Below are 19,706 nucleotides of genomic sequence, written 5' to 3' on the forward strand. Positions count from 1 at the left end.
GTGAAATCGTTGCAGTGCATTTATCCAAGTACTATGCCAAAACAGATCGCGATCGCTAACGACTTGAGTCCAGAAGAATTGTTAGCGATCGCACTTGCTAAAGGTATCAGCAAATCTACAATTGAACAGGTTTTATTAGTAGGTGGTACTTGTCAAATTCCCGCCGTACAACAACTAGTAGTTTCCTATTTTGGGCGACAAAAAGTAAAATTAGACAAACCCTTTGAAGCTGTCGCACATGGCGCATTAGCTTTAAGCGAAATGGCAGCAGTTGATGATTACCTGCACCACAGTTATGCTATTCGTCTTTGGGAACCCCACAGCAAAAGTTATTGTTATTTAACTTTGATTGAAAAAGGGGCAAAATATCCAGGGGCGCGTTCTGAAGCTTTAACTCTGCAAGTCGCCACAGAGGGACAGCGAGAAATCCGCCTTGATATTGGGGAAGTAGCAGAAGTTTCCCAAGCAGAAGTTTATTACGATCCTCAAGGAAGGATGACGAGCAGCCAATTAGTCAAACAAGATAGTTATCGCTCTTTGGAAATTCATCATCAACAGGTATGTGTTGCTCATATCAAACTGCCTGGACAAACAGGAATAGACCGAATACAAGTACAATTTGAAGTGAATGAACAACGGGTATTAGTAGTAATAGTAAAGGATTTGCTAACGGGAAAAATATTAGTTGATAGGGGAGCGAGCGCTAAACTCAAATAATTTTTCCTTGGTGCTCTTGGCGTCCTTGGCGGTTCGTTAAAAAAATACGGGAATACTACTAATAGTAGACTGGTAAAAATACAATGGCAGAGAATCAGAATCAACCAAAAGAATATGATGCTGTGTTGGGTGGACAAGTGCCATTACCTGTTGATGGTGTTGTTTTAGTCGGAATAGAGGATGTTATAAAGCGTTTGGGTAATATATCTTTTGAACAAAGAATTGCGGTGCTAAAAGATGCACTCAATTATGGGGAAGTAGGTTTATAATTACTAATTCCGACCTTGACAGATGTATCACCACAAGTACACAAACCGCTGAAAATTTGCTTTTCCAGCATCGGACGAAACAAGAGTAAAACAAGCACTGCGTGAGTATAATCCTTGGCTACTTTTTGAATGCCTACAAACAATCAGCGGACACACACATGATGTTAATAGCGTAGTCATCAGCCCTGATGGGCAAAATATTTTTAGTTGCAGTGTTGACAACACAATTCGACTAGATTTAAGAACAGGTTATCTCGTCAAAAATCTCGTTGGGCATTCAGACTATATTCAGTCGGTTGTCTTCAGTCCTGATGGGCAAAGCATTTTTACTAGTTGCCAACAAACAATCAAATTGTGGAATTTGCAGACAGGTATACAAGAGGATATTCTCACTTTTGCTACTCATAAAAACGAGACTGAATCTTCATCAGGAATCAGACTTTTGTTTATGTCAGGAGGAATTGATAGCTTTACTATTAGTTCTGATGGTCACTTGTTGGTCTGTAGCATTACTAATCAACGGAAGATTTTAGTGTGCGACTTACAAACACGACAGCAACTGCGTACCCTGAAAAAACCTCATCATGGTGCCCATAGTCATTGTCTTGCTATTACACCAAATAAACAAATTCTTGTCGATGCTAATAGTAGTAATCGTATTGATATATGAAATTTGGAGACAGGGGAACTAATTCGTACCCTAAAAGCACATTCTCAGAGTGCTAAGTCAGTTGCAATTAGCCCAGATGGAGAAATTTTAGTTAGTGCCTGTAGTGATAGCACTATTAAAGTTTGGGTTTTGTGTACAAAAGAAGAAAAATTTACCATAACTGGGCATTCAGGCATTATTTTTTGTGTTGCTATCAGTCTGGATGGGCAGAATTTGATCGGCAGTTCTGGGGATAGCACTATCAAAGTATGGGACTTACAGACAGGACGGGGAAAAGCCATCTTCAACAGACATACAGCTGGAGTTCGTTCTGTCGCTATTAGCGCTGATGGGCAAACTCTTATTAGTGGTAGTGTAGATGGGACTATTAAAATATGGAGAATGCCACAAGGATAGAAAAAAGTGCGATCGCACTTCTGTAATTTAAAAAAATTATCCCATAGAAAGCGTATTTCTAAAATTAGGTGATTATGGCGATCGCACTCAATAATTCCATCATATAAACAGGAAGGCTGGGATTTAGTAATTCAGGCTTTAAAAGACCCATCAAAAATGGTACAGTTAGCAGCATATAAATTATTATTGCGGGATATCTCAGAATTAAAAGTAAAACAGGCAATCTTAGAATTTAATCCCGATCATTTTTTTGAGTGTATTTATACAATTGCGCTTAAGAGGAATGATGCTGCGATTGCTATTCATCCCGACCGTAAAACCCTAGTCTGTTGCGATGCTGGCGGTAGTTCTTTTGAAGAACCTCAAAGAGATGGCAGTATTGTTGGTGGGACTTATATAGACTTTAAAAAGTGGGATTTGAAGACAGGAAAAAGTCTTCGCAGCATCAATAAAATATTTGGTACGAGAGTAAAAGACTATCCAAAACATTTAACTTTCAGTTCCGATGCTCAAACTTTAGCAATAGGTGGTTTTCAGCATGACAGTACTATTATAACTGAGATATGGAATTTCAATACTGAGCAATTAAGTCATGTTATTAGCAGACAACCATTGTGGGAGTCGAGAAAGCGTAATATTATTACCGCTATTGCTCTCAGTTCTGATGGCAAAATCTTAGCTAGTGGTAATGAAGCTGGTAATATTATCGTCTGGGATTTAGAAACAAAACAAAATATTTACACTTGAAATTTATCGCACTTTACTAAAAGTTATTGTTCACAAGACTGTGAGCGATCGCCCTGGCAGAAGTGAACCACGAGTTCGTAAACGCCGCCCAAAAGTTTACCCCTTGATGACAAAACCCCGGCATGAATTACGCAAGCAATTGCAAACTGCTTAAACCACAAGTGTTTCAGCTTTTCCTAGCGCCATTCCACCATTTACATAGCACAACAGTTGCAATTGAAATCCATAGCTCGGCTGAAGCAAATCTACAGTGAAATCGCTTGTACAGCCAAAGTAAGCGACAAGCGCTGCAAGGATTCTTGGATTAGTGCGATCGCTGATTATCAAGCCAGCAAGATTCAGAAACTTACTCCTGCTGCCCCCAACGAACAAGCTATAGGCCAATCCGAACTTGACAGCTTCATCGCAACCCAAGCCCAAGCCGTAGCCCCCGAAGCACTGATAACCATAGAAATCAACTTCTACCACCGTGAGGTCTACTGTGGCAAAGAACTGATAGCCTACATTGCATACGACCACGATGAATTCGTGCGATTCGTTGGCTATAAATCTAGCCCCAAAAGGGTTTTGAGGGATTAGCCACAAGGTGAAAAACCTTGACAACTGAATGACTTTGTAGCTGTTGTACTTGCCCCTGTGCTTGATTAGCGATCGCTTCAAAAATAATGCCAATAGGGTCTTCTGAATTTAGCAGCAGTCCCTCGGAATCTAAATAGCAAATGTTGCCCTCTCCTCCACATGTGGAATGAAGCCAAGAGCATCTGATGGACGCAGAAATACTTTTGGTAGGCAAAGAGGAAAGTTACAATCAACTCCAATACACAACGCTACGTTTTTACCCGCAATAGCTACCTGTCCCTCAATTGCCCATATAACACCGTGGGTTTTGAAACTATTCAGATCATTTTCAGGTAATATACGTACATCATGAAGATATTGTTCCTGTGTTAGAGATGCAACGATGTTAAGTTGTGTTTCTATATCTAGCATTTAAGCTGAAGCACTAGAGAAAATAATGGCTGGCGGTCGTTTTTGTGCCGTGTCTTCTCGACTGGGTATGGGAAAGTCATCTCCAAATTGTTTTTGAAGGATTTTGCAAGCTTCTGCAGGGTCTGCTTTTTGTTGAGCTTCCCCAATGGCTTATAGTAGAATTTCTAATTTCTCCTGAAAATCTGCCATTTGATTATCAGTCATTTTCTCAAACAGGTTGTTATGGGGAGAGACAGGTAACTCCACTATCAACCGTTGAACTATGTTGCTGTTAAAGTATAGATTTTGGAACTTAGCAAGCATAGCGTTGACGAAGCATCGCAAGGCTTCTAAATCGTCGTAGTTTTTTATATTTGTAAACGAGTCACGAGTGTAAACCGGGTTGAACCAGTGGTAAGCTGCAACGGTAATGCCAATTCCAATCGGCGCTGCGTTTCCGTTGCTAGAGAATTTCACATCCTTCCAGCGTTTGAGGTAACGAATAATGCGGCGAAATTGTTTATCATCTTCTCTGTCTAGAAAGTGATTTTTGATCAGATTTTCTTGTGTAATTTTCTATTTTCAAATAGCTGTAGCGTTTTTAATGCTGGTTAGTTTGCTTTGAAAAACTAAAAGAATTTCAGTATAAAATACTACTAAAAGTTCAAGTCTATACCAGTGTTAATACTGAATTTTAATGACTATTACGAAAGTAGGATCATCTAAGAGTCTGTCAAGAAACAACTCTTACAATTTTTTATCTAGAAAACTTACTGAAAAAGCATTTCTAATTAAAAAGAAGCAAGGTTGTTAGCCTAAGCAATAAAATGAATGTAAGTATTTATTACCCATTCCACTTAATCAGCACCCCATCAACACAAGCAATTCCCCACTGCGGAAACTTCGCCAGCAGTTTGTTGATCGCGATCACCAGCGCTGGATCGTCATTCCAACACTCCTGCAAGAAGTCAAACCCCGGATTCTGCCCCGAATTCGCCGCAACTTTGAGTTTCTGCATACGCTCTGGTCGCAGATTTGACCGCGCAACTATAGTCTCATGCGACCACTTTTCAAGATTTGGTACAGACGCGACGGAACTTTGACCTTCATGATTTGCTTTTATTTCTCCATTTGAAGCTGAATTTTCAACTAACAAAGAAGCTGAATTCTCCTGTTCTACTTGCCCCGGTGTTTGATTAGCGATCGCTGAACTTGAAGAAAATTCATTTTCTGCGATGGGAGCGGCGGAACAAGTACCTTCTCTACGAGACGCTGTGCGAAATTGTTCATAGTGCTGGCGAGATTCTTCAACGCCATACCCATCAGCCGCAGACATTCCTGGGCATTTTCCTTGGGTGGTTCAATAGCTAGCGATCGCAAATCAATTGTCTTTTCCAGGGCTTGCTTCACCTGCTTGTTCAACGCTTTGGTCGCTTGCTGGGTCATGGTATTTCCCCACTGTTGAGAAGAGCGCTGTTCAACCGCGTTTTCCAAATCTTGAATACGCTGTTTGAGTTGTTGATTCTCAGCCTCCAATTTCCTTAACCCTTCCATTTCATTCAGCCGTTGCTGTAACTGGATATTTTGCTCTTTCTGCTGCTTGTACAAGTTTTGCAGAGATTGGATTTGTTCTTGTACCTGGGCTTCGGCTTTAGCCCCTGCTTCTGCTTGCAAACCAATTCTCAATTCCTGGGAAAGTCGCTCTAGTTCCTGTTTATGGCGTTCTTCAATAGCAGCGATCGCTTCCGTGTATTCTGCAGGATATGATCTTTCTCTGGGGAGTGGGACGCTGGGGGCATCTAAATCAGCATTGTTGATCAACAATCTCTCGCCAGCAATTCGGTGCGTCTGCCTCAATGGTTCCCTCTTCTCCATACCTTGGATGTGACTGTTGTGAAACTGTCAGCACCAAACTCTACCAAGATGGTCATTTTGTAGGTTTCGTCGGGTGCAATCAACAAGGCTGCAAGTGAGAAAGGGCGATTGCTCCCCCCAGAGAAATGCAATCGCATTTATTTCATGAATCTGAAGAGCGCATCACCAGCACTTATCCTTTACCTAAGATTGCTGACTCTCAAAAGTTTGGTGCAGCCTTAACCTACGCTCGTAGATACGCAGTTTGTGCAATTTTATCAGTCACGGCTGATGAAGATAATGATGCTGAAGGTGCTGGTACTCTTAAAAAGACTGAACAAGCACAGAATAATATTAGATCTCGCAAAGAGAATCAACATCTCTTGGTTCAGCCAACAAAACAAGCTGTAACTGTGCCATCAATTAACCCAAAAGATTTGCGAGTCAAAGAAGTTCGCACGCTTCTAAATTATCCACTCGATTTAGTCAAAGAATGGCTGCATTCTCGAAATGTTACGAGTCCGAGTGAACTTGATTCTACCAAGATTAATGAATTAGTGAAAACTATGTGTTTGGCTTGGACAGGAAATAAGTTTGGGCATCCGAATCATGCTGCTAACTCTTATCAGAAACATATAGTTGACGCTGTAGCACGAGGAGTAGATGAAACAACAGCAATCAGTGACTGGATGCAGGGAGCGCTTGCACAATTGCCTGAACTAAATTGAGAAGAGAAATCATACTTCAAATGAGGGGTAGATAAAAAGATGAATCTTTGGTCAAGAATGGATTTAATTACACTAACAAATGACCGATTTTTAAAAGATTTTGATGATTTCATTTTTGATTACAGTGGCGGATGGATGATTAAGTTTCTGTATCTGATTAAAGTGAGTGTTGCTCTTTGGTTTGGATGGAAGTCAGAGCCAGAATACAACAATTGGCATTGGGGGCTAGGGTATTTTGGCAGCGAAGTAAGCTTATCTTGGGATACTCCTATTGGAGCTTGTGACTGGTCAAAAATCTGTACTCCTGTAAGTTTTCTAAGATAGCAATATGGTATCGGCAAAAACTCAAATTACTAATTGATAACAGGCTGACTAACAAAGGATTAAAAATGGCTAATCTTCCACCAATTAATTCAGTTATCAAAATCATTCAAACAGTTGTAGAAAAAGACCCAAAATTAGGGCAAACAGTCACAGTAATTCAGTATTCAGCCCACAGCATGGTTTGTGTTCATTTCCCAAATATGCCATCTAGCCAGGGAATTTTTTTCAATTCACATCATCTACAAATCATAAAGTCATAGGAAACGCTATATGCCGATCTAATCCACTTATCCCACTATGGTTCTTCACCGCCGTATTAGAAAAAGATTTAACCTCAGGATTTTCATTGACTGCACTATAGAAACAACTGCAATTGTCTCTATGCTCTTAACTGGGTTTTTAGGAGTTGGAGCAATGGCTTGTTGGGGGCTAAAGATTATCGAGACTAATAATTCCAACATAATCATCTCTGGTTGGCAGCAATAGAAAAATATTTGCCTGGGTGCAATGCTGATAAGTTTTTCTGCCTTCTTAGGCAGTTCTTTAGTCGGAGCAAGTCTCAGTATTCAACGAGATAAATTTTAAGGAGATAAACAACGATGGAAATCAAATTAACTAGATCAGAGATTCAGACTATATTATATTACAGGGTTGTCAATATACATTGCAGCTTGTGGGGAGCAGTAAAGATTATCGCAGGCTTCAATCGTCCGAGTACTTTTCTACATCAAATAATGTGGTATTAAATGATGTGTTCAATGTTTTGGGAGAAATAGTGAGCGCAATTGATGAGGTGGAGCAGATGACTGAACAGCAAACAGAAAAAATCTTTTGAGGAGCAACGGGCTGCTGTTTAATAGAGATTGCCAAGATTAATAGAATTTGTCCCAACAAAAAAGAACTAAAAGGAGAAACTTCTCATGTTAACAAAGTTAAAACCAGAACTAGCAATAGAACAATACGAACTCTTGCCGTTACTCGAAAAACTTCAATATTTGGGTATTGAATGGGAAGGAGATATGCAAACTGGACAAGTCTATCTGCAATTTTCAGACGGACGGATCGAGTTTCATAATTTACTCCTACTGAAAGCTTTTGTCACTGGATGCATCAAGATGATGGAATACCCGCAGCACCTCAACTCCAAGATTGAACTACTGGAACAACATTATCAAGATTATGTGCAATTACAACAGGAATTGATACCGGAGATCGCTCAAAACTGTAACTCCTTCATTCAAGAGATTCATGCGCTGCGCTTGCTGATTTATCGGGGAGCAAGGGAAGGTAGAAAGTATTTGCTTACGCTGCAAGTCAACCAAAGGAAGTCTCTATGAAACGCAACCAGATTGTCAAAGGAATCAGTGGAATAGTGGCAGCTACTGCCATTGGGTACGTTGGAGTACAAATTTTTGGCAGAAATACAATGTACACGGTAGCTACAGCTATGTTTGGGCTGGGTACTGGGGGATCTATTGGTCAGATTTTGGTAGAGAAAAGGCAGCAACGAGTAATACAAACACAATCAAAACAGCAATAGGAGCAATCGCATGGAAACTTCAAAAGTTGTCACTATTCCCAATTACTGGACATCACCCAAATATTCGTTAGGACAAAGAACCTTTCAGACAAGTTGGAGAATGATTAGAGAAGAATCTAGAATTCCTGCAATAGTTAATTCAGATTTGCTTCGTAATTAATTTTTTAGCAGACTCTAATTGCACTTCAAGTCGGTGGACTACTACCTCCGTTGCGATCGCGGAGGTACTGTAAAATCTGATTCACTTTGCGCTCGTTAGATAAAGCAATTTGAAGTAAATCAGCAGTAGTTCTGGACAGACTAAGAATTGTATCACTATTGATTCTTGTTGACTGCCCAATATTATCTAGTTCTTCTCTGATTCTAGTTACTTCTGTTTCTAAAGTATTAAGTCTGGTTTCGATATCGGGTTGTTCGGTGGAATTGGTCATATAAGAGCATGAATGCATTCGGAGCTATTACTTCGCTCTTAGGGAGCCAAGTACTTTGATTATACGCCGTACTACTAGAGGTTAATTACTCTCCATTCACCAAAAAATAATTTTGCAGAGGTAAAAATGGAAACTCCAAAATTTGTTAGTGTTCCCAATTACTGGACATCACCAAAATACTCGTTCGGGCAGAGAACCAAGCAGGGAGTGATTGTTGGAATTCAGTATTATCCACCCAATGATCTACTGACTGGTTTATGTAATGAATCTTGGCGTTATGCTGTCCTAGATAAAAACGATTTCTCAGAAGTGTCACATCTTGAAAAGGAGAAAATTCATCCACTTACATCAATTGAATTACACACTGAACTTCAGGTTGAGATTGAAGCATATCAGCGTAAAATACTAATTCTCAAGCACCAGTTGGGGGCAATATCCAATGCTTAAGTCAGTATCCATGTACTAAGAAGTATCTCTAATATAGATGACCAGTAATTAAAGCTACTTTGTTCTTGAGTTCGTCCTGCACCATAATTAAGCACTCCTATGTAATAATGAATTTACATCACATTTCAGAACAAGATGTTTAAGCTAAGTTTAAATACTGGGTTAATCCTCTCACAAAGTCTAAACATTGAAAACTTAGAAGAAAGACTAGGTTAAACAGTATACACTTGTTGGCATAATCATCGACGTGCTTTTGTGATTCGCTCTCGATCCCACTTCATAAAAAAGCCCCAAAAACAGGGCTTATTTTCATCCCTATTTTTTTTCGTCAACTCTGCCGCTTCCTTTGTGACACCCATCCTGTATGGCTTTAAGTGCTTTCTAGTGACACCAAGTTCATAATTTAACCATGCCACTTTTTGTGACATTCTTTTAATAGCAAGGGTTCTAGAGTTTTACCGAATCATGCCGCTTTCTGTAACATCTATACACAGCAAGGCTTTTAGATGTCACGGCAGACCTTGCCGCTTTTTTATGCTGCTTTGTGATCCGATGCGACAATAAAATATAGATGATGTTTTAAGCAGAATGCAGACACATCAGCAAAAAGAACAGGCTTTGTTGCGATCACCTCTGGTGGGCGGTTACGCCATCGCTAAACTCCTGGTAATTCCCCATCGTGTCTCTATTTATATATGGTATTAATTAATGCTCATCTGTCCTGATACCCAAATTCCTTTTCCACGCTCCCTGGTTTATGCTACCTATCGGGACAAACTAGTTGAGCTAGTTCCCTATATGCCAAATGTGCGCCAGATCACACTTTTATCCCGTAGTGAAGCGGATGGTAATGTTTCTAGTGTCAATGAATGGCACGGTGGCAGTGAAATTCCGGCAGCAGCAAGAGTTTTGCTCAATGAAGATATGCTCTCTTGGACAGAATATAATACCTGGAATCAGGCTGATTTTACACTTGAATGGCGTATTGAAACTCACGCTTTCACAGAAGCAGTCAAGTGTTATGGCAAAAATCGCTTTCTGGAAGATGGCAATAATACAGTAATTGAAAGCCGTGGTGAACTAGTGATTGACCCCAAAAAAATCAAGGGAGTACCATTCTTCCTCACAAGTACAATTGCTCATGTAGTCGAAGATTTTTTAGGGAAAAATATACAACCAAACCTCCTAGCAATGAGCGCAGGAGTGCGCCAGTATCTAGAACAAAATGTCAGAGATTGAAAGCCAGCATATCAATTAGTCGGTGTTGCTCAAAAAGCTAACTACTGTGCCTTTGCTATATTTGCCAATTCTAGCCATCTATTCAATTCTTTTTGGTTAATGATGCATAACTTAGAGAAAGTCATACGGCGTTTAGAAGCCCAACGGTACAGGGTTTGCAAAGTTACTTTCTAGCCTGTTTGCTCATACAGATAGTCCGGTAATTCTTGCCCTAAGAGTGGAAATTCCGGGTTTTCTAAATCAATACCAAATTTGGCAAGTCGTTTGCAAAAAAAATCATCGAAGCTGATGCTGATTATATTTTCAGCCTCAAAGATAATCATCCTACACTGCACCAACAAGTGAAGAATTGGTTTGAAATAGCACAATCTCTTGGGTTTAAAGATGTTGATGTGAATATTAGTCAATGGGTATCTAAGGGGGATCACCGAATTGAAAATCGTCAATACACTGTACCAATCTCACAAATTCCTGCACTTCATCAACAAGACGATTGGGTATGACTGAAAATAGTCGTGATCGTAGTGCGTTCAATTCAGCATTGGAATAAGACTAGCAATCAGGTGCAATTTTACATCTCCAGCCTCGCCAGTGATGCTAACTTTCCTTGGTAGTGCAATTCGACAGCACTGGGGGAGCGAAAACTCTGTTCATTGGACATTAGATGTCACATTCGATCAAGATAAGTGCAGAATTCATTCTCTACACAGCCCACAGAATTTTGCTTTACTACGTCGCATTGCGCTAGCCCCTTTACGCCCCTTGAAATGATTATCATTATTGATAAGGGCATAATTTATTTTTTGGAAGTCCCTTAGTTCCTGGAAACATCTTAAATCCGTATACTTATTTTTTGGAAATTTAGTTTTGCACTCCTGACTAGACTATTACGTAGAAAAACGAGCTGCATACACTGTATGAAAAAGTTTATAGTCATTGCGTGCTGGTAAAGAGCAACCTCACTAATTTTTCCTTAATTAGCATTTTAAGAGTTAACTTGACTTGAATTCTGGGAACTATCATAGGAACCACCAAAATCTATTAGAAAACAACATTCAGACAAGTATTAATGTTTAAATTAATTGCTCACATTCCTGACTATAGTATTAGAAGTTTAATTTATGAGGCTGCTGCCACAGTAATTTATCGAGCATACTCCAAGGCTAAGGAACGCTCAGTTGTGATCAAACTGCTTAAAGCAGAGTATCCCACTATCAAAGAGATTGCTCAACTCAAACACGAATACGAAATTATCCAAAACCTGAATATTGCAGGTGTAATTAAAGCCTATGAATTAATCAATTATGACAACGGCTACAATAATGGTCTAGCACTGGTTTTAGAAGACTTTGGTGGAGAAACCTTAAAACATCAGATATCTACTACAGGAGTTGAACTTACAAAATTTCTTAACATTGCCGATCAAATTACTGAAACTTTGGGAGAGTTACATACCCACCAGATTATCCATAAGGATCTTAAGCCCGAAAACATTCTTTATAACCCCAATACCGAAAAAATAAAACTGATTGACTTCAGCATCACTTCGCTGTTGTCAAAAGAAAGCCCAGAAATCAGTAGCCTCAACCTCTTAGAAGGAACGCTGGCTTATATGTCGCCTGAGCAAACTGGACGCATTAACCGAACTTTAGATTATCGTACAGATTTTTACTCATTAGGTGTGATTTTCTACGAAATGCTGACAGGTCAGCTCCCCTTCCAAAATGCCCAAGACCCAATGGAGTTGGTGCATTGTCACATTGCGAAAATCCCAGTAGCTCCGCACGAGATTAATCCTAAAGTACCACTGGCAATCTCTGCGATCGCAATGAAACTTCTGAGCAAAACTGCTGAAGACCGCTACCAGAGTGCTTACGGGTTAAAAGCTGACCTAGAGCAAGCAGCGATACAACTGCAAACAAAAGGCAGCATTGACCTTTTTAATTTAGGTCAGCAAGATTTTTCGCATCAATTCCAAATAGCTCAAAAACTTTACGGTCGGGAAGTAGAAGTGGCGGCTTTAATGGCTGCCTTTGAAAAAGTTAGCCTTGGTTCGAGCGAAGTTGTGTTGGTAGGAGGATATTCTGGTATCGGTAAATCCTCACTAGTTAACGAAGTTCACAAACCGATTGTGCGGCAACGAGGTTACTTTATCGGTGGCAAATTTGACCAACTTAAGCGAGATATTCCTTATGCTTCTTTGATTCAGGCATTTCGAGAATTGATGCGACAACTGTTAGCTGAAAGTCAAGCCAGAGTTGAGGTTTGGAAAAATAAATTACTACGAGCATTGGGAGCTAACGGTCAAGTTATTATTGATGTCATCCCGGAAGTAGAACTGATTATTGGGCAGCAAGCGCCTGTACCGCAGTTGGGGGTTGCTGAGTCTCAAAACCGTTTTAATCGGGTGTTTAAGCAATTTATCCATGCCTTTACTACTGCTCTCCATCCCTTAGTACTGTTTTTAGATGACCTCCAATGGGCAGATGCTGCCTCTGTGAACCTGGTCGAGAATCTGATGACTGACCCAGAAAGTCAGTATCTCTTGCTGATTGGGGCTTATCGAGATAACGAAGTTAGTCCCACCCATCCGCTGATGCTAATGCTAGAGACAATTCAAGCATTTGGGGCAACTGTTGAAGAGTTGCTTTTGAAGCCATTAGCAACACCTCATATTACTCAACTGGTTACTGACACGTTCAATTGTGAATCATCTCAGGCAGAACCTTTAGCCGATTTGCTGTTTCAAAAAACCCAAGGTAATCCCTTTTTCTTAACTCAGTTACTAAAAGTACTACATCAAGATAATCTCTTGACATTTGATTATCGTTCGGGTTTCTGGAAGTGGGATCTCAACCAAATTCAGGAACAAGCCATTACCGATAATGTTGTTGATTTAATGGTAAATAAAATTCAGAGGCTGTCAGAACCGACGCAGCAAGTTTTACAATTAGCTGCTTGTGTTGGCAACCGTTTTAATTTAGAAATTCTAGCTGTAGTAAACGAAAAATCTCCATCAGCAACAGCAATTGATTTATGGGAAGCTTTGCGAGCGGGATTAATTCTTCCCTTAAGCGATACTTACAAAATTCCTCAGTTGTTGAATCAGTCGGAATTGGCAATATACTGCGATACTGCTGTAGAAGTTGACTATAAGTTTTTGCACGATCGCGTTCAGCAAGCTGCCTATTCTTTAATTCCAACCGATCAGCAACAGCAAGTACACCTGAAGGTGGGAAAATTACTATTACATAATACTGAAAAAGCCCAGTTAGAAGAACATATTTTTGATATTGTCAACCATCTCAATGCTGGTAGTTCATTGATTGTAGAACCAGCAGAAAGATATGAACTGGCAGAATTAAATCTGAAAGCAGGTCAACGTGCAAAATCATCTTCGGCATTTGTAACTGCACTCAAATTGCTGAAAACAGGAGTGAGTTATCTACCTGAAAATAGCTGGCAAGATAATTATTTACTCACCTTAACATTATATTTACAAGTTGGAGAAGCAAAATTTTTAAATGGTAAATATGAGAAAGCTTTACTGATTTTTGAGCAGACTTTCAGCCAAGTTAAAACTACTCTTGATATGTGTCGTGTGAATGAATATCGGATTATGTGTTATCGCATGGAGAATGATTTAAACTCCGCCTATGAAATTGGGTTAAACACCTTGGAACTTTTAGGCTTAAAGTTTACAGCTTATCCCGATGATGCATATCTGTTGGCAAAACTTAATCAAACAAAAAAAATTATTGGCGATCGCTCAACTTTTAGTCTCGCAGAACTACCACAAATGCAAGACGAAGAGAAGTTAATGGCTCAACGCATCTTAAAAGAAGTCTGGCCCATTGCCTACTTTTTAGGATCTAAAGCGTTGCATATCACATCAATGAATATAACTCAACTTTCAGTTCAGTATGGCAACTCACCAATTTCTGTATTTGGCTATATGCTTTATGCTTTTAATTTGGTGTTTCAATATGGTGAGGTAGATTCTGGTTATGAGTTTGGTGAGCTATCTTTGCAGTTACATGAAGTTTTAAGAACGAAAGAATTAGAAGCAAATATTTTAAATATGTGGGGCGGTTTAGTTTGTCACTATAAAGACCATATTAGCGAGAGTAAACCTTATTTATTGAAGGGATTTAATAGTGGTTTAGAAACAGGTTCTTACCAGTGGTCTGGTTATTGTTCAGTTAATTTTTTGTGGCAATCATTATTTGGAAATGAATCTTTAGAAAAAACCGCAGAAATAGCCGAAGATTTTATTCCTAGCCTCCGCAAGATTGACAAAAATATGTTGAACTACCATCTGCTGGCTATGGAAGCGATCGCTAACCTAACTAAGCCAGCAGGAAAGATTGACCAGCTTGTTGGAGATTGGGCAGATGAACAGCAAGTGCTAGAATTTGCGTTGGCATCTTCGGATATGTTGAGTGCATTTGTAGTTTACATCTATAAACTTGCGCTTTGTAACTGGTATGGAGACTATACCAAAGCTGTTGAGTATGCAGACAATGCCGAAAAATTTGTTGGGGGAGCGCGAGGAATTTTTATTAATCCTGTTTTCTATTTTCACCAAAGTATTGCCTTAGCAGGGGCTTATGCAGAGGCAGATACCGCAACTCAAGCCATTTATCTGGATAAACTAAATACCAACTTAGAAAAATTCCAGCAATGGGCAATGCACTGCCCAACTAATTATCAACACAAGTTTCTGCTGATTCAAGCTGAAATTGCTCGGATTTATAAACAAGATTATCAGGCAATGGAACTGTATGACAAGGCGATCGCTTCTGCTGCCGAAAACGGTTATTTACAAAATGAAGCCTTGGCAAACGAACTGGCATTTCGATTTTACCTGGCCAAGGGTAGGCAAAACTTTGCCAAAGTTTATTTTAAAGAAGCCCGCTATCGCTATCTGAAGTGGGAAGCTACAGGTAAAGTCCGGCAACTGGACGAACAATATTCTCAACTTTTTACAGATACAGTCGGGGAGGTAATTGGGCAGGGTACGGCTACAAAGCAGATTCGGGATATTTTTGAAGCTAAAACCCAAACTCTAGATATTAGCACAGCGATTAAAGCATCGCAGGCACTCTCAAGTGAGATGGAGCTAAGTCGGCTGCTGGAGAAAATGATGACGATCGCGATCGAGAATGCTGGGGCCCAAATGGGTTATTTACTTGTAAAACGGGAAAATCAGTGGGTGATTGAAGCTGAAGGAAGCATTGATCGAGATCAAGTGACAGTGCGATCGTCCAGTCTGGTGCAAGTAAAGCATAAATTGCCAGTTTTACTGATTAACTATGTTGAAAGAACAAAAGAAAATTTGGTTTTAGACGATGCTAGTCACACAGAGCGTTTTGTGAGTGACAACTATATTATTGCCAATCAACCTAAATCAGTTTTGTGTTCGCCTTTTGCTCACCAGGGTAAGCTAACTGGAGTTCTTTACCTGGAAAATAACCTCACCACCGGAGCCTTTACCGCAGAGCGACTAGAGGTACTGAACTTATTGACTTCGCAAGTTTCCATCTCTATAGAAAATGCTCGCCTCTACACAAATTTACACATATACTCCCAAGAGTTAGAAATTTCGGAAACACAAGCGCGTGAGAAAGCAAAGCAGCTAGAGCACACACTTGATGAATTGAAGCTCACCCAGTCCCAGATGGTGCAAAGCGAAAAAATGTCTAGTCTCGGGCAGTTGGTGGCAGGCGTTGCTCACGAAATTAATAACCCAGTCAGCTTTATCTATGGCAACCTTACTTACGTAAATAATTATGTTAAAGACTTGATGAGTGTAGTACAACTTTATCAGCAGCAAAACCAGAATTTACCACCTAAAGTTCAGAATGAAATAGATGCAGTTGACTTAGATTTTTTAATGGAAGACTTACCTAAGCTGTTGGCTTCAATGAAAGTGGGAACTGATCGTATTCGTCAAATTGTATTATCTTTGCGAAACTTTTCCCGCCTAGACGAAGCTGAAGTTAAAGCCGTTAATATCCATGAGGGCATTGATAGTACCCTAATGATTTTGCAAAATCGGCTCAAACCCCAACCAGACTCTCCCGGAATTCAGGTAATACAGGAGTACGGCAACCTGCCACCTGTAGAGTGTTACCCTGGCCAACTCAATCAGGTATTTATGAACCTACTGGCAAATGCGATCGACTCTTTAGAGGAATTTAACGAACACCGGACTTATGCCGATATCGCACGTCAGCCAAGTATCATTACAATTCGTACCACTATTGAAGGCGATGTCGCCGTCATTCGCATTGCTGACAACGGTTCTGGTATCAGTGAAAATGTGCAAACGCAACTGTTCACGCCCTTTTTTACCACAAAACCTGTTGGGAAAGGCACTGGTTTAGGGTTATCTATTAGTTACCAGATTGTGACTAATAAGCATCGAGGACAGTTGGAATGTGTATCAGTTTTAGGACAAGGGGCTGAATTTATTGTTTCTATCCCCCTTCAGGCAAGACTAGAAGCAAGAAGTGTCTAATCAACCATTACAGCACAAATATGGGCTGAACAATTCCGGATCATCGTGTACAGTGACTTTTTATTTGTCGCAGTGCCAATTAATGTCATCGAGGATGTCAAGCCTGAACTTTTTAGTGTTCAGCTTAGAAGCAGTGCAGAGAACTTACAGGCTATACCAACACAAATTGTTGCAAACCTAAAGTAAGTAAGCGTTAGCTTGATAACAGGAATTTGTCTCAATCCCATTTAATTTGTCACCGTACAATTGTCATGTTTTATCAGTACTTTTAATGTTAATAAAATAATTTGGGGCTGATATATATGTTTTAGCGATACCTGCGGCACACTGCGTAAACGCTCGTTTTTTGCTTGATTTCACAAAATCGCGTTGCTCCTGCAGTGGTCCGCCATTTTGCTGATAGGGCTTCACTGGGTCTGTGGTATCAAGTTTGACCTGATAGATTTCACCTTCAAAATCAATACTTTCCTTAGTCCAGGCTTGTTTGAGGATTTCAATAGTTTCGCAGCATCGTTTGTAACGCAGTTCGGGACTTTTTATTACACTAGGCAGATTGGAATTAATAATATTGATAGTCAATCGACCTTTAAGAATATGATCCAGGGTAGCGATATGACGCGCCAGCATTAAAAGGGGGGATGATGACCACAATCTCGAAAGACAATCAAGTTACCACGCTCATTAACGTCTTCACCGTCGAGCCGGAGAACCAACAAAGATTGGTCGAGATGCTCATCGAGGCCACCGAAAAAACGATGAAGCATTTACCTGGCTTTATCTCGGCCAATATTCATAAGAGTTCGGACGGGGTGCGAGTGACGAATTATGCCCAGTGGCGCACGGGTGAGGATTTCGAGGCGATGCAAAAGAATCCGGAAGCGACGGCGCACATGAAACCGATCATGGAGATAGCGAAGTTCGATGCTCATTTGTATGAGGTAGTGGAAAGTCTGTCGGTAGGCTAGCTGTCAGTCTTGAAGTCAGGTGGTTGCGCGTTTGCTCAAGACCGCCGCACAACAACAGGTTGAACCCAACCGCGAGGGGAGCAAGCCTGTTGTTGGCGCAGGGTCGTCACGGTGGGTTAACCTGAGCGTTACTGTAAACGCGAGCTAATCACACGAACTGTAGGTGATCTCATCAAGTTATCTTAGGAGCAACTGTCTTCAAATTTTGAGCAATCAATTTAATTGGACTTTGTGCCGACACAAATAGTTGTAATCAGTTATCAGTAATCAGTGGGGTCAAACTATTTGACTCAAACTATGATAACTGTTCACTGATTTAGCCTTATACCTTAGCTATTAATCTATGCACTGAGAAATATTACACTTGTAGCAATACTGAGTCAATCAGAGACCAGTTGAACAGTGGCAATAGTACAGTCGGTCAAACTCTACTTCTTTCCAGAGAAATTCCACTAATCACTTAATCAACTAAAAATGAAACTTTGGGTACTAGCAATGACAGTACCCAAACCTTAGTCAAATCTACTACGCCCGCATTTGACCATCCCTGAATTACTTGGCAGTATTAAGAGTTACGATGAGCTTCCGCCTGGGCGTGTGAATGTGGAAGCGATTGCTGATGTGGTGATTGGAACACAGGTACAAGTTTACAACCTCGTCTCCCGGCAGTGGCAACCTGGGGTAGTAAAGGAAAAAATTGCTTTGCCGACCTTTTTATACAGTACCAAATTCAAATAAAACGTTTCGCTCCCTGCCCGCTTGTGATTAAAATCGCAATGCTTTAGAACACAAGAATAAAAATACTGACTATGAAAACAGGACTTTTCTGTAATTACGAAAATCATGATCAAAATGCTCATCGTGTGATTTTTGAGCAAGTGACGTTAGTAAAATACGTAGAAAGCTTGGATTTTGAAGAAGCTTGGATAACAGAGCATCATTTTAACGATTTCAGTGTTAGCCCATCGACTTTAATGTTAATCGCACACTTAGCAGGCATAACTCACAAAATTCGATTAGGTTCAGCAGCATTATTGCTGGCATTTCATAACCCAATTATTATTGCACAAAGCATTGCTACGCTGGATAATTTGTGCAACGGACGACTTTCGATTGGCATTGCTAAGGGGGGTCCGTTCCCCGAACAAAACAAGCATTTTGCTACTTCTATGAGTGAATCTCGCTCTAAAACTTTAGAAGCAATCACATTGATTCATAAGTTGCTCTATTACACTGACGTGTCATTTACTGGTGAATATTATCAGTGCCAAGGTGTGACTATTTATCCAAAACCTTTGCAGAAATCGATTTCAGTATATGTAGCAACTAGCGATGATGACACGCTTAAGTTTAGTGCTGTCAAATCTCTTGGCTTAATGGGAGGAACACAGTTTTCTTTAAATATTCTCAAAAACAATGTTACGAAATATCGTGCTATTAATTCCAGTGGTTCCGATCGATTGATGCTAGCACGGTTCTTTTTTGTTGCTCGCACAAATGAAGAAGCAGTGAGTGAAGCGTTGCCTTTTCTTCGGATTTTTAGCCAGAGAATGAAAGCTGTTAAAAATCAAGTTCAAAGTGACGATAATCATAGCCAACATCTGATGCCAATTAGTGGGCAAAAAGCGTCTTTTAATGAAGATGATTTACTAGAAAACTCAATTATTGGTGATGTAACTACCTGTCGTGACAAAATCAAACGATTTCAAGATGAACTGAATTTAGGCACTTTAGCACTCAATCCCTCCTCATTATATCTGCAAAAAAAACTTGAAAGTTTGGCACTTTATAACCAAGAGGTGCGGAATTATGTCTGAAGAAGCTGCGATCGCTTTCGATAAATTTGGCTATTGTTGCGATGGTGTAACCGCCTGCCGAAGGCGATCG

At 40.1% G+C, this 19,706-nt stretch carries 24 protein-coding genes and 1 pseudogene; 19 read left to right on the forward strand and 6 right to left on the reverse strand.

The window, feature by feature from the left end:
• The first annotated feature begins 33 nt into the window (after positions 1-33).
• The 7 genes and pseudogenes from V7K60_RS03405 (at position 34) to V7K60_RS03430 (ending at position 3,378) form a co-directional block, all read left to right on the forward strand.
• Entirely contained in the window at positions 34-717 is a 684-nt protein-coding gene (locus V7K60_RS03405; RefSeq protein ID WP_334922944.1) for an Hsp70 family protein, read from the forward strand.
• 83 nt (positions 718-800) lie between these two features.
• Positions 801-986, forward strand: coding sequence for a hypothetical protein (locus V7K60_RS03410; protein WP_334922946.1), 186 nt, complete (start codon positions 801-803; stop codon positions 984-986).
• 97 nt (positions 987-1,083) lie between these two features.
• A pseudogene (locus V7K60_RS35055) lies at positions 1,084-1,335 on the forward strand (WD40 repeat domain-containing protein); the annotation flags it as partial.
• A 3-nt stretch (positions 1,336-1,338) separates the two neighbouring features.
• A complete protein-coding gene (locus V7K60_RS03415) occupies positions 1,339-1,656 on the forward strand; it encodes a hypothetical protein (RefSeq protein ID WP_334922948.1) in 318 nt (105 codons plus the stop codon).
• A gap of 3 nt (positions 1,657-1,659) precedes the next feature.
• Positions 1,660-2,052 carry a WD40 repeat domain-containing protein gene (locus V7K60_RS03420; protein ID WP_334922950.1) on the forward strand — a complete coding sequence of 131 codons (393 nt, stop codon included), beginning with the start codon at positions 1,660-1,662 and terminating at the stop codon, positions 2,050-2,052.
• 156 nt (positions 2,053-2,208) lie between these two features.
• Positions 2,209-2,799, forward strand: coding sequence for a WD40 repeat domain-containing protein (locus V7K60_RS03425; RefSeq protein WP_334922952.1), 591 nt, complete (start codon positions 2,209-2,211; stop codon positions 2,797-2,799).
• A 216-nt stretch (positions 2,800-3,015) separates the two neighbouring features.
• Positions 3,016-3,378, forward strand: a complete 363-nt coding sequence (locus V7K60_RS03430) for a hypothetical protein (RefSeq protein ID WP_334922954.1) — start codon at positions 3,016-3,018, stop codon at positions 3,376-3,378.
• A gap of 129 nt (positions 3,379-3,507) precedes the next feature.
• Here the strand turns inward: V7K60_RS03430 and V7K60_RS03435 are convergent, their stop codons facing one another.
• The 3 genes from V7K60_RS03435 to V7K60_RS03445 all read right to left on the reverse strand — a co-directional run bounded on the left by V7K60_RS03435 (position 3,508) and on the right by V7K60_RS03445 (position 5,104).
• On the reverse strand, positions 3,508-3,789 hold the full coding sequence (locus V7K60_RS03435; RefSeq protein WP_334922955.1) for a hypothetical protein: 282 nt from the start codon (positions 3,787-3,789) through the stop codon (positions 3,508-3,510).
• Between the two features lie 150 nt (positions 3,790-3,939).
• Entirely contained in the window at positions 3,940-4,245 is a 306-nt protein-coding gene (locus tag V7K60_RS03440; RefSeq protein WP_334922957.1) for a hypothetical protein, read from the reverse strand.
• A gap of 367 nt (positions 4,246-4,612) precedes the next feature.
• Entirely contained in the window at positions 4,613-5,104 is a 492-nt protein-coding gene (locus V7K60_RS03445; RefSeq protein ID WP_334922959.1) for a hypothetical protein, read from the reverse strand.
• A gap of 664 nt (positions 5,105-5,768) precedes the next feature.
• Here V7K60_RS03445 and V7K60_RS03455 point away from each other — a divergent pair.
• From V7K60_RS03455 to V7K60_RS03475, 5 genes are all read left to right on the forward strand, one after another.
• Positions 5,769-6,350 (forward strand): ERF family protein, encoded by a 582-nt coding sequence (locus tag V7K60_RS03455; protein WP_334922961.1) that lies wholly within the window; start codon positions 5,769-5,771, stop codon positions 6,348-6,350.
• Positions 6,351-6,389: 39 nt separating this feature from the next.
• On the forward strand, positions 6,390-6,674 hold the full coding sequence (locus tag V7K60_RS03460; protein WP_334922962.1) for a hypothetical protein: 285 nt from the start codon (positions 6,390-6,392) through the stop codon (positions 6,672-6,674).
• 65 nt (positions 6,675-6,739) lie between these two features.
• Positions 6,740-6,934 (forward strand): hypothetical protein, encoded by a 195-nt coding sequence (locus tag V7K60_RS03465; RefSeq protein WP_334922964.1) that lies wholly within the window; start codon positions 6,740-6,742, stop codon positions 6,932-6,934.
• Between the two features lie 660 nt (positions 6,935-7,594).
• Positions 7,595-8,011 carry a hypothetical protein gene (locus tag V7K60_RS03470; RefSeq protein ID WP_334922966.1) on the forward strand — a complete coding sequence of 139 codons (417 nt, stop codon included), beginning with the start codon at positions 7,595-7,597 and terminating at the stop codon, positions 8,009-8,011.
• Positions 8,008-8,214 (forward strand): hypothetical protein, encoded by a 207-nt coding sequence (locus tag V7K60_RS03475; protein WP_334922967.1) that lies wholly within the window; start codon positions 8,008-8,010, stop codon positions 8,212-8,214. Before V7K60_RS03470 ends, V7K60_RS03475 begins: the two co-directional genes overlap by 4 nt.
• A gap of 185 nt (positions 8,215-8,399) precedes the next feature.
• Here V7K60_RS03475 and V7K60_RS03480 read toward each other — a convergent pair whose 3' ends face one another.
• Complete coding sequence (locus V7K60_RS03480) at positions 8,400-8,645, reverse strand: hypothetical protein (RefSeq protein WP_334922969.1); 246 nt, start codon at positions 8,643-8,645, stop codon at positions 8,400-8,402.
• A gap of 126 nt (positions 8,646-8,771) precedes the next feature.
• Here V7K60_RS03480 and V7K60_RS03485 point away from each other — a divergent pair, with 126 nt between their 5' ends.
• Together V7K60_RS03485 and V7K60_RS03490 are read left to right on the forward strand one after the other, a co-directional pair.
• Positions 8,772-9,092, forward strand: a complete 321-nt coding sequence (locus V7K60_RS03485) for a hypothetical protein (RefSeq protein WP_334922971.1) — start codon at positions 8,772-8,774, stop codon at positions 9,090-9,092.
• 708 nt (positions 9,093-9,800) lie between these two features.
• On the forward strand, positions 9,801-10,331 hold the full coding sequence (locus V7K60_RS03490; RefSeq protein ID WP_334922972.1) for a hypothetical protein: 531 nt from the start codon (positions 9,801-9,803) through the stop codon (positions 10,329-10,331).
• 170 nt (positions 10,332-10,501) lie between these two features.
• Here V7K60_RS03490 and V7K60_RS03495 read toward each other — a convergent pair whose 3' ends face one another.
• On the reverse strand, positions 10,502-10,654 hold the full coding sequence (locus V7K60_RS03495) for a hypothetical protein (RefSeq protein WP_334922974.1): 153 nt from the start codon (positions 10,652-10,654) through the stop codon (positions 10,502-10,504).
• Positions 10,655-10,672: 18 nt separating this feature from the next.
• On the opposite strand from V7K60_RS03495, the gene V7K60_RS03500 reads away from it, so the two are divergent.
• Positions 10,673-10,834: a hypothetical protein gene (locus V7K60_RS03500; RefSeq protein ID WP_334922976.1), complete on the forward strand. Its 162-nt coding sequence runs from the start codon at positions 10,673-10,675 to the stop codon at positions 10,832-10,834.
• Positions 10,835-11,400: 566 nt separating this feature from the next.
• Positions 11,401-16,854: a trifunctional serine/threonine-protein kinase/ATP-binding protein/sensor histidine kinase gene (locus V7K60_RS03505; protein WP_334922978.1), complete on the forward strand. Its 5,454-nt coding sequence runs from the start codon at positions 11,401-11,403 to the stop codon at positions 16,852-16,854.
• Positions 16,855-17,103: 249 nt separating this feature from the next.
• Here the strand turns inward: V7K60_RS03505 and V7K60_RS03510 are convergent, their stop codons facing one another.
• Positions 17,104-17,481: an LLM class flavin-dependent oxidoreductase gene (locus tag V7K60_RS03510; RefSeq protein ID WP_334922980.1), complete on the reverse strand. Its 378-nt coding sequence runs from the start codon at positions 17,479-17,481 to the stop codon at positions 17,104-17,106.
• Positions 17,482-17,492: 11 nt separating this feature from the next.
• On the opposite strand from V7K60_RS03510, the gene V7K60_RS03515 reads away from it, so the two are divergent.
• The 3 genes from V7K60_RS03515 (at position 17,493) to V7K60_RS03525 (ending at position 19,636) form a co-directional block, all read left to right on the forward strand.
• Positions 17,493-17,819 carry an antibiotic biosynthesis monooxygenase family protein gene (locus V7K60_RS03515; RefSeq protein ID WP_334922982.1) on the forward strand — a complete coding sequence of 109 codons (327 nt, stop codon included), beginning with the start codon at positions 17,493-17,495 and terminating at the stop codon, positions 17,817-17,819.
• A gap of 537 nt (positions 17,820-18,356) precedes the next feature.
• On the forward strand, positions 18,357-18,557 hold the full coding sequence (locus V7K60_RS03520; RefSeq protein ID WP_334922984.1) for a hypothetical protein: 201 nt from the start codon (positions 18,357-18,359) through the stop codon (positions 18,555-18,557).
• A gap of 71 nt (positions 18,558-18,628) precedes the next feature.
• Complete coding sequence (locus V7K60_RS03525; RefSeq protein ID WP_334922986.1) at positions 18,629-19,636, forward strand: LLM class flavin-dependent oxidoreductase; 1,008 nt, start codon at positions 18,629-18,631, stop codon at positions 19,634-19,636.
• Positions 19,637-19,706 lie beyond the last annotated feature (70 nt).

It is taken from the genome of Nostoc sp., from assembly GCF_036917555.1.
In the GTDB taxonomy this organism is placed as follows: domain Bacteria; phylum Cyanobacteriota; class Cyanobacteriia; order Cyanobacteriales; family Nostocaceae; genus Nostoc.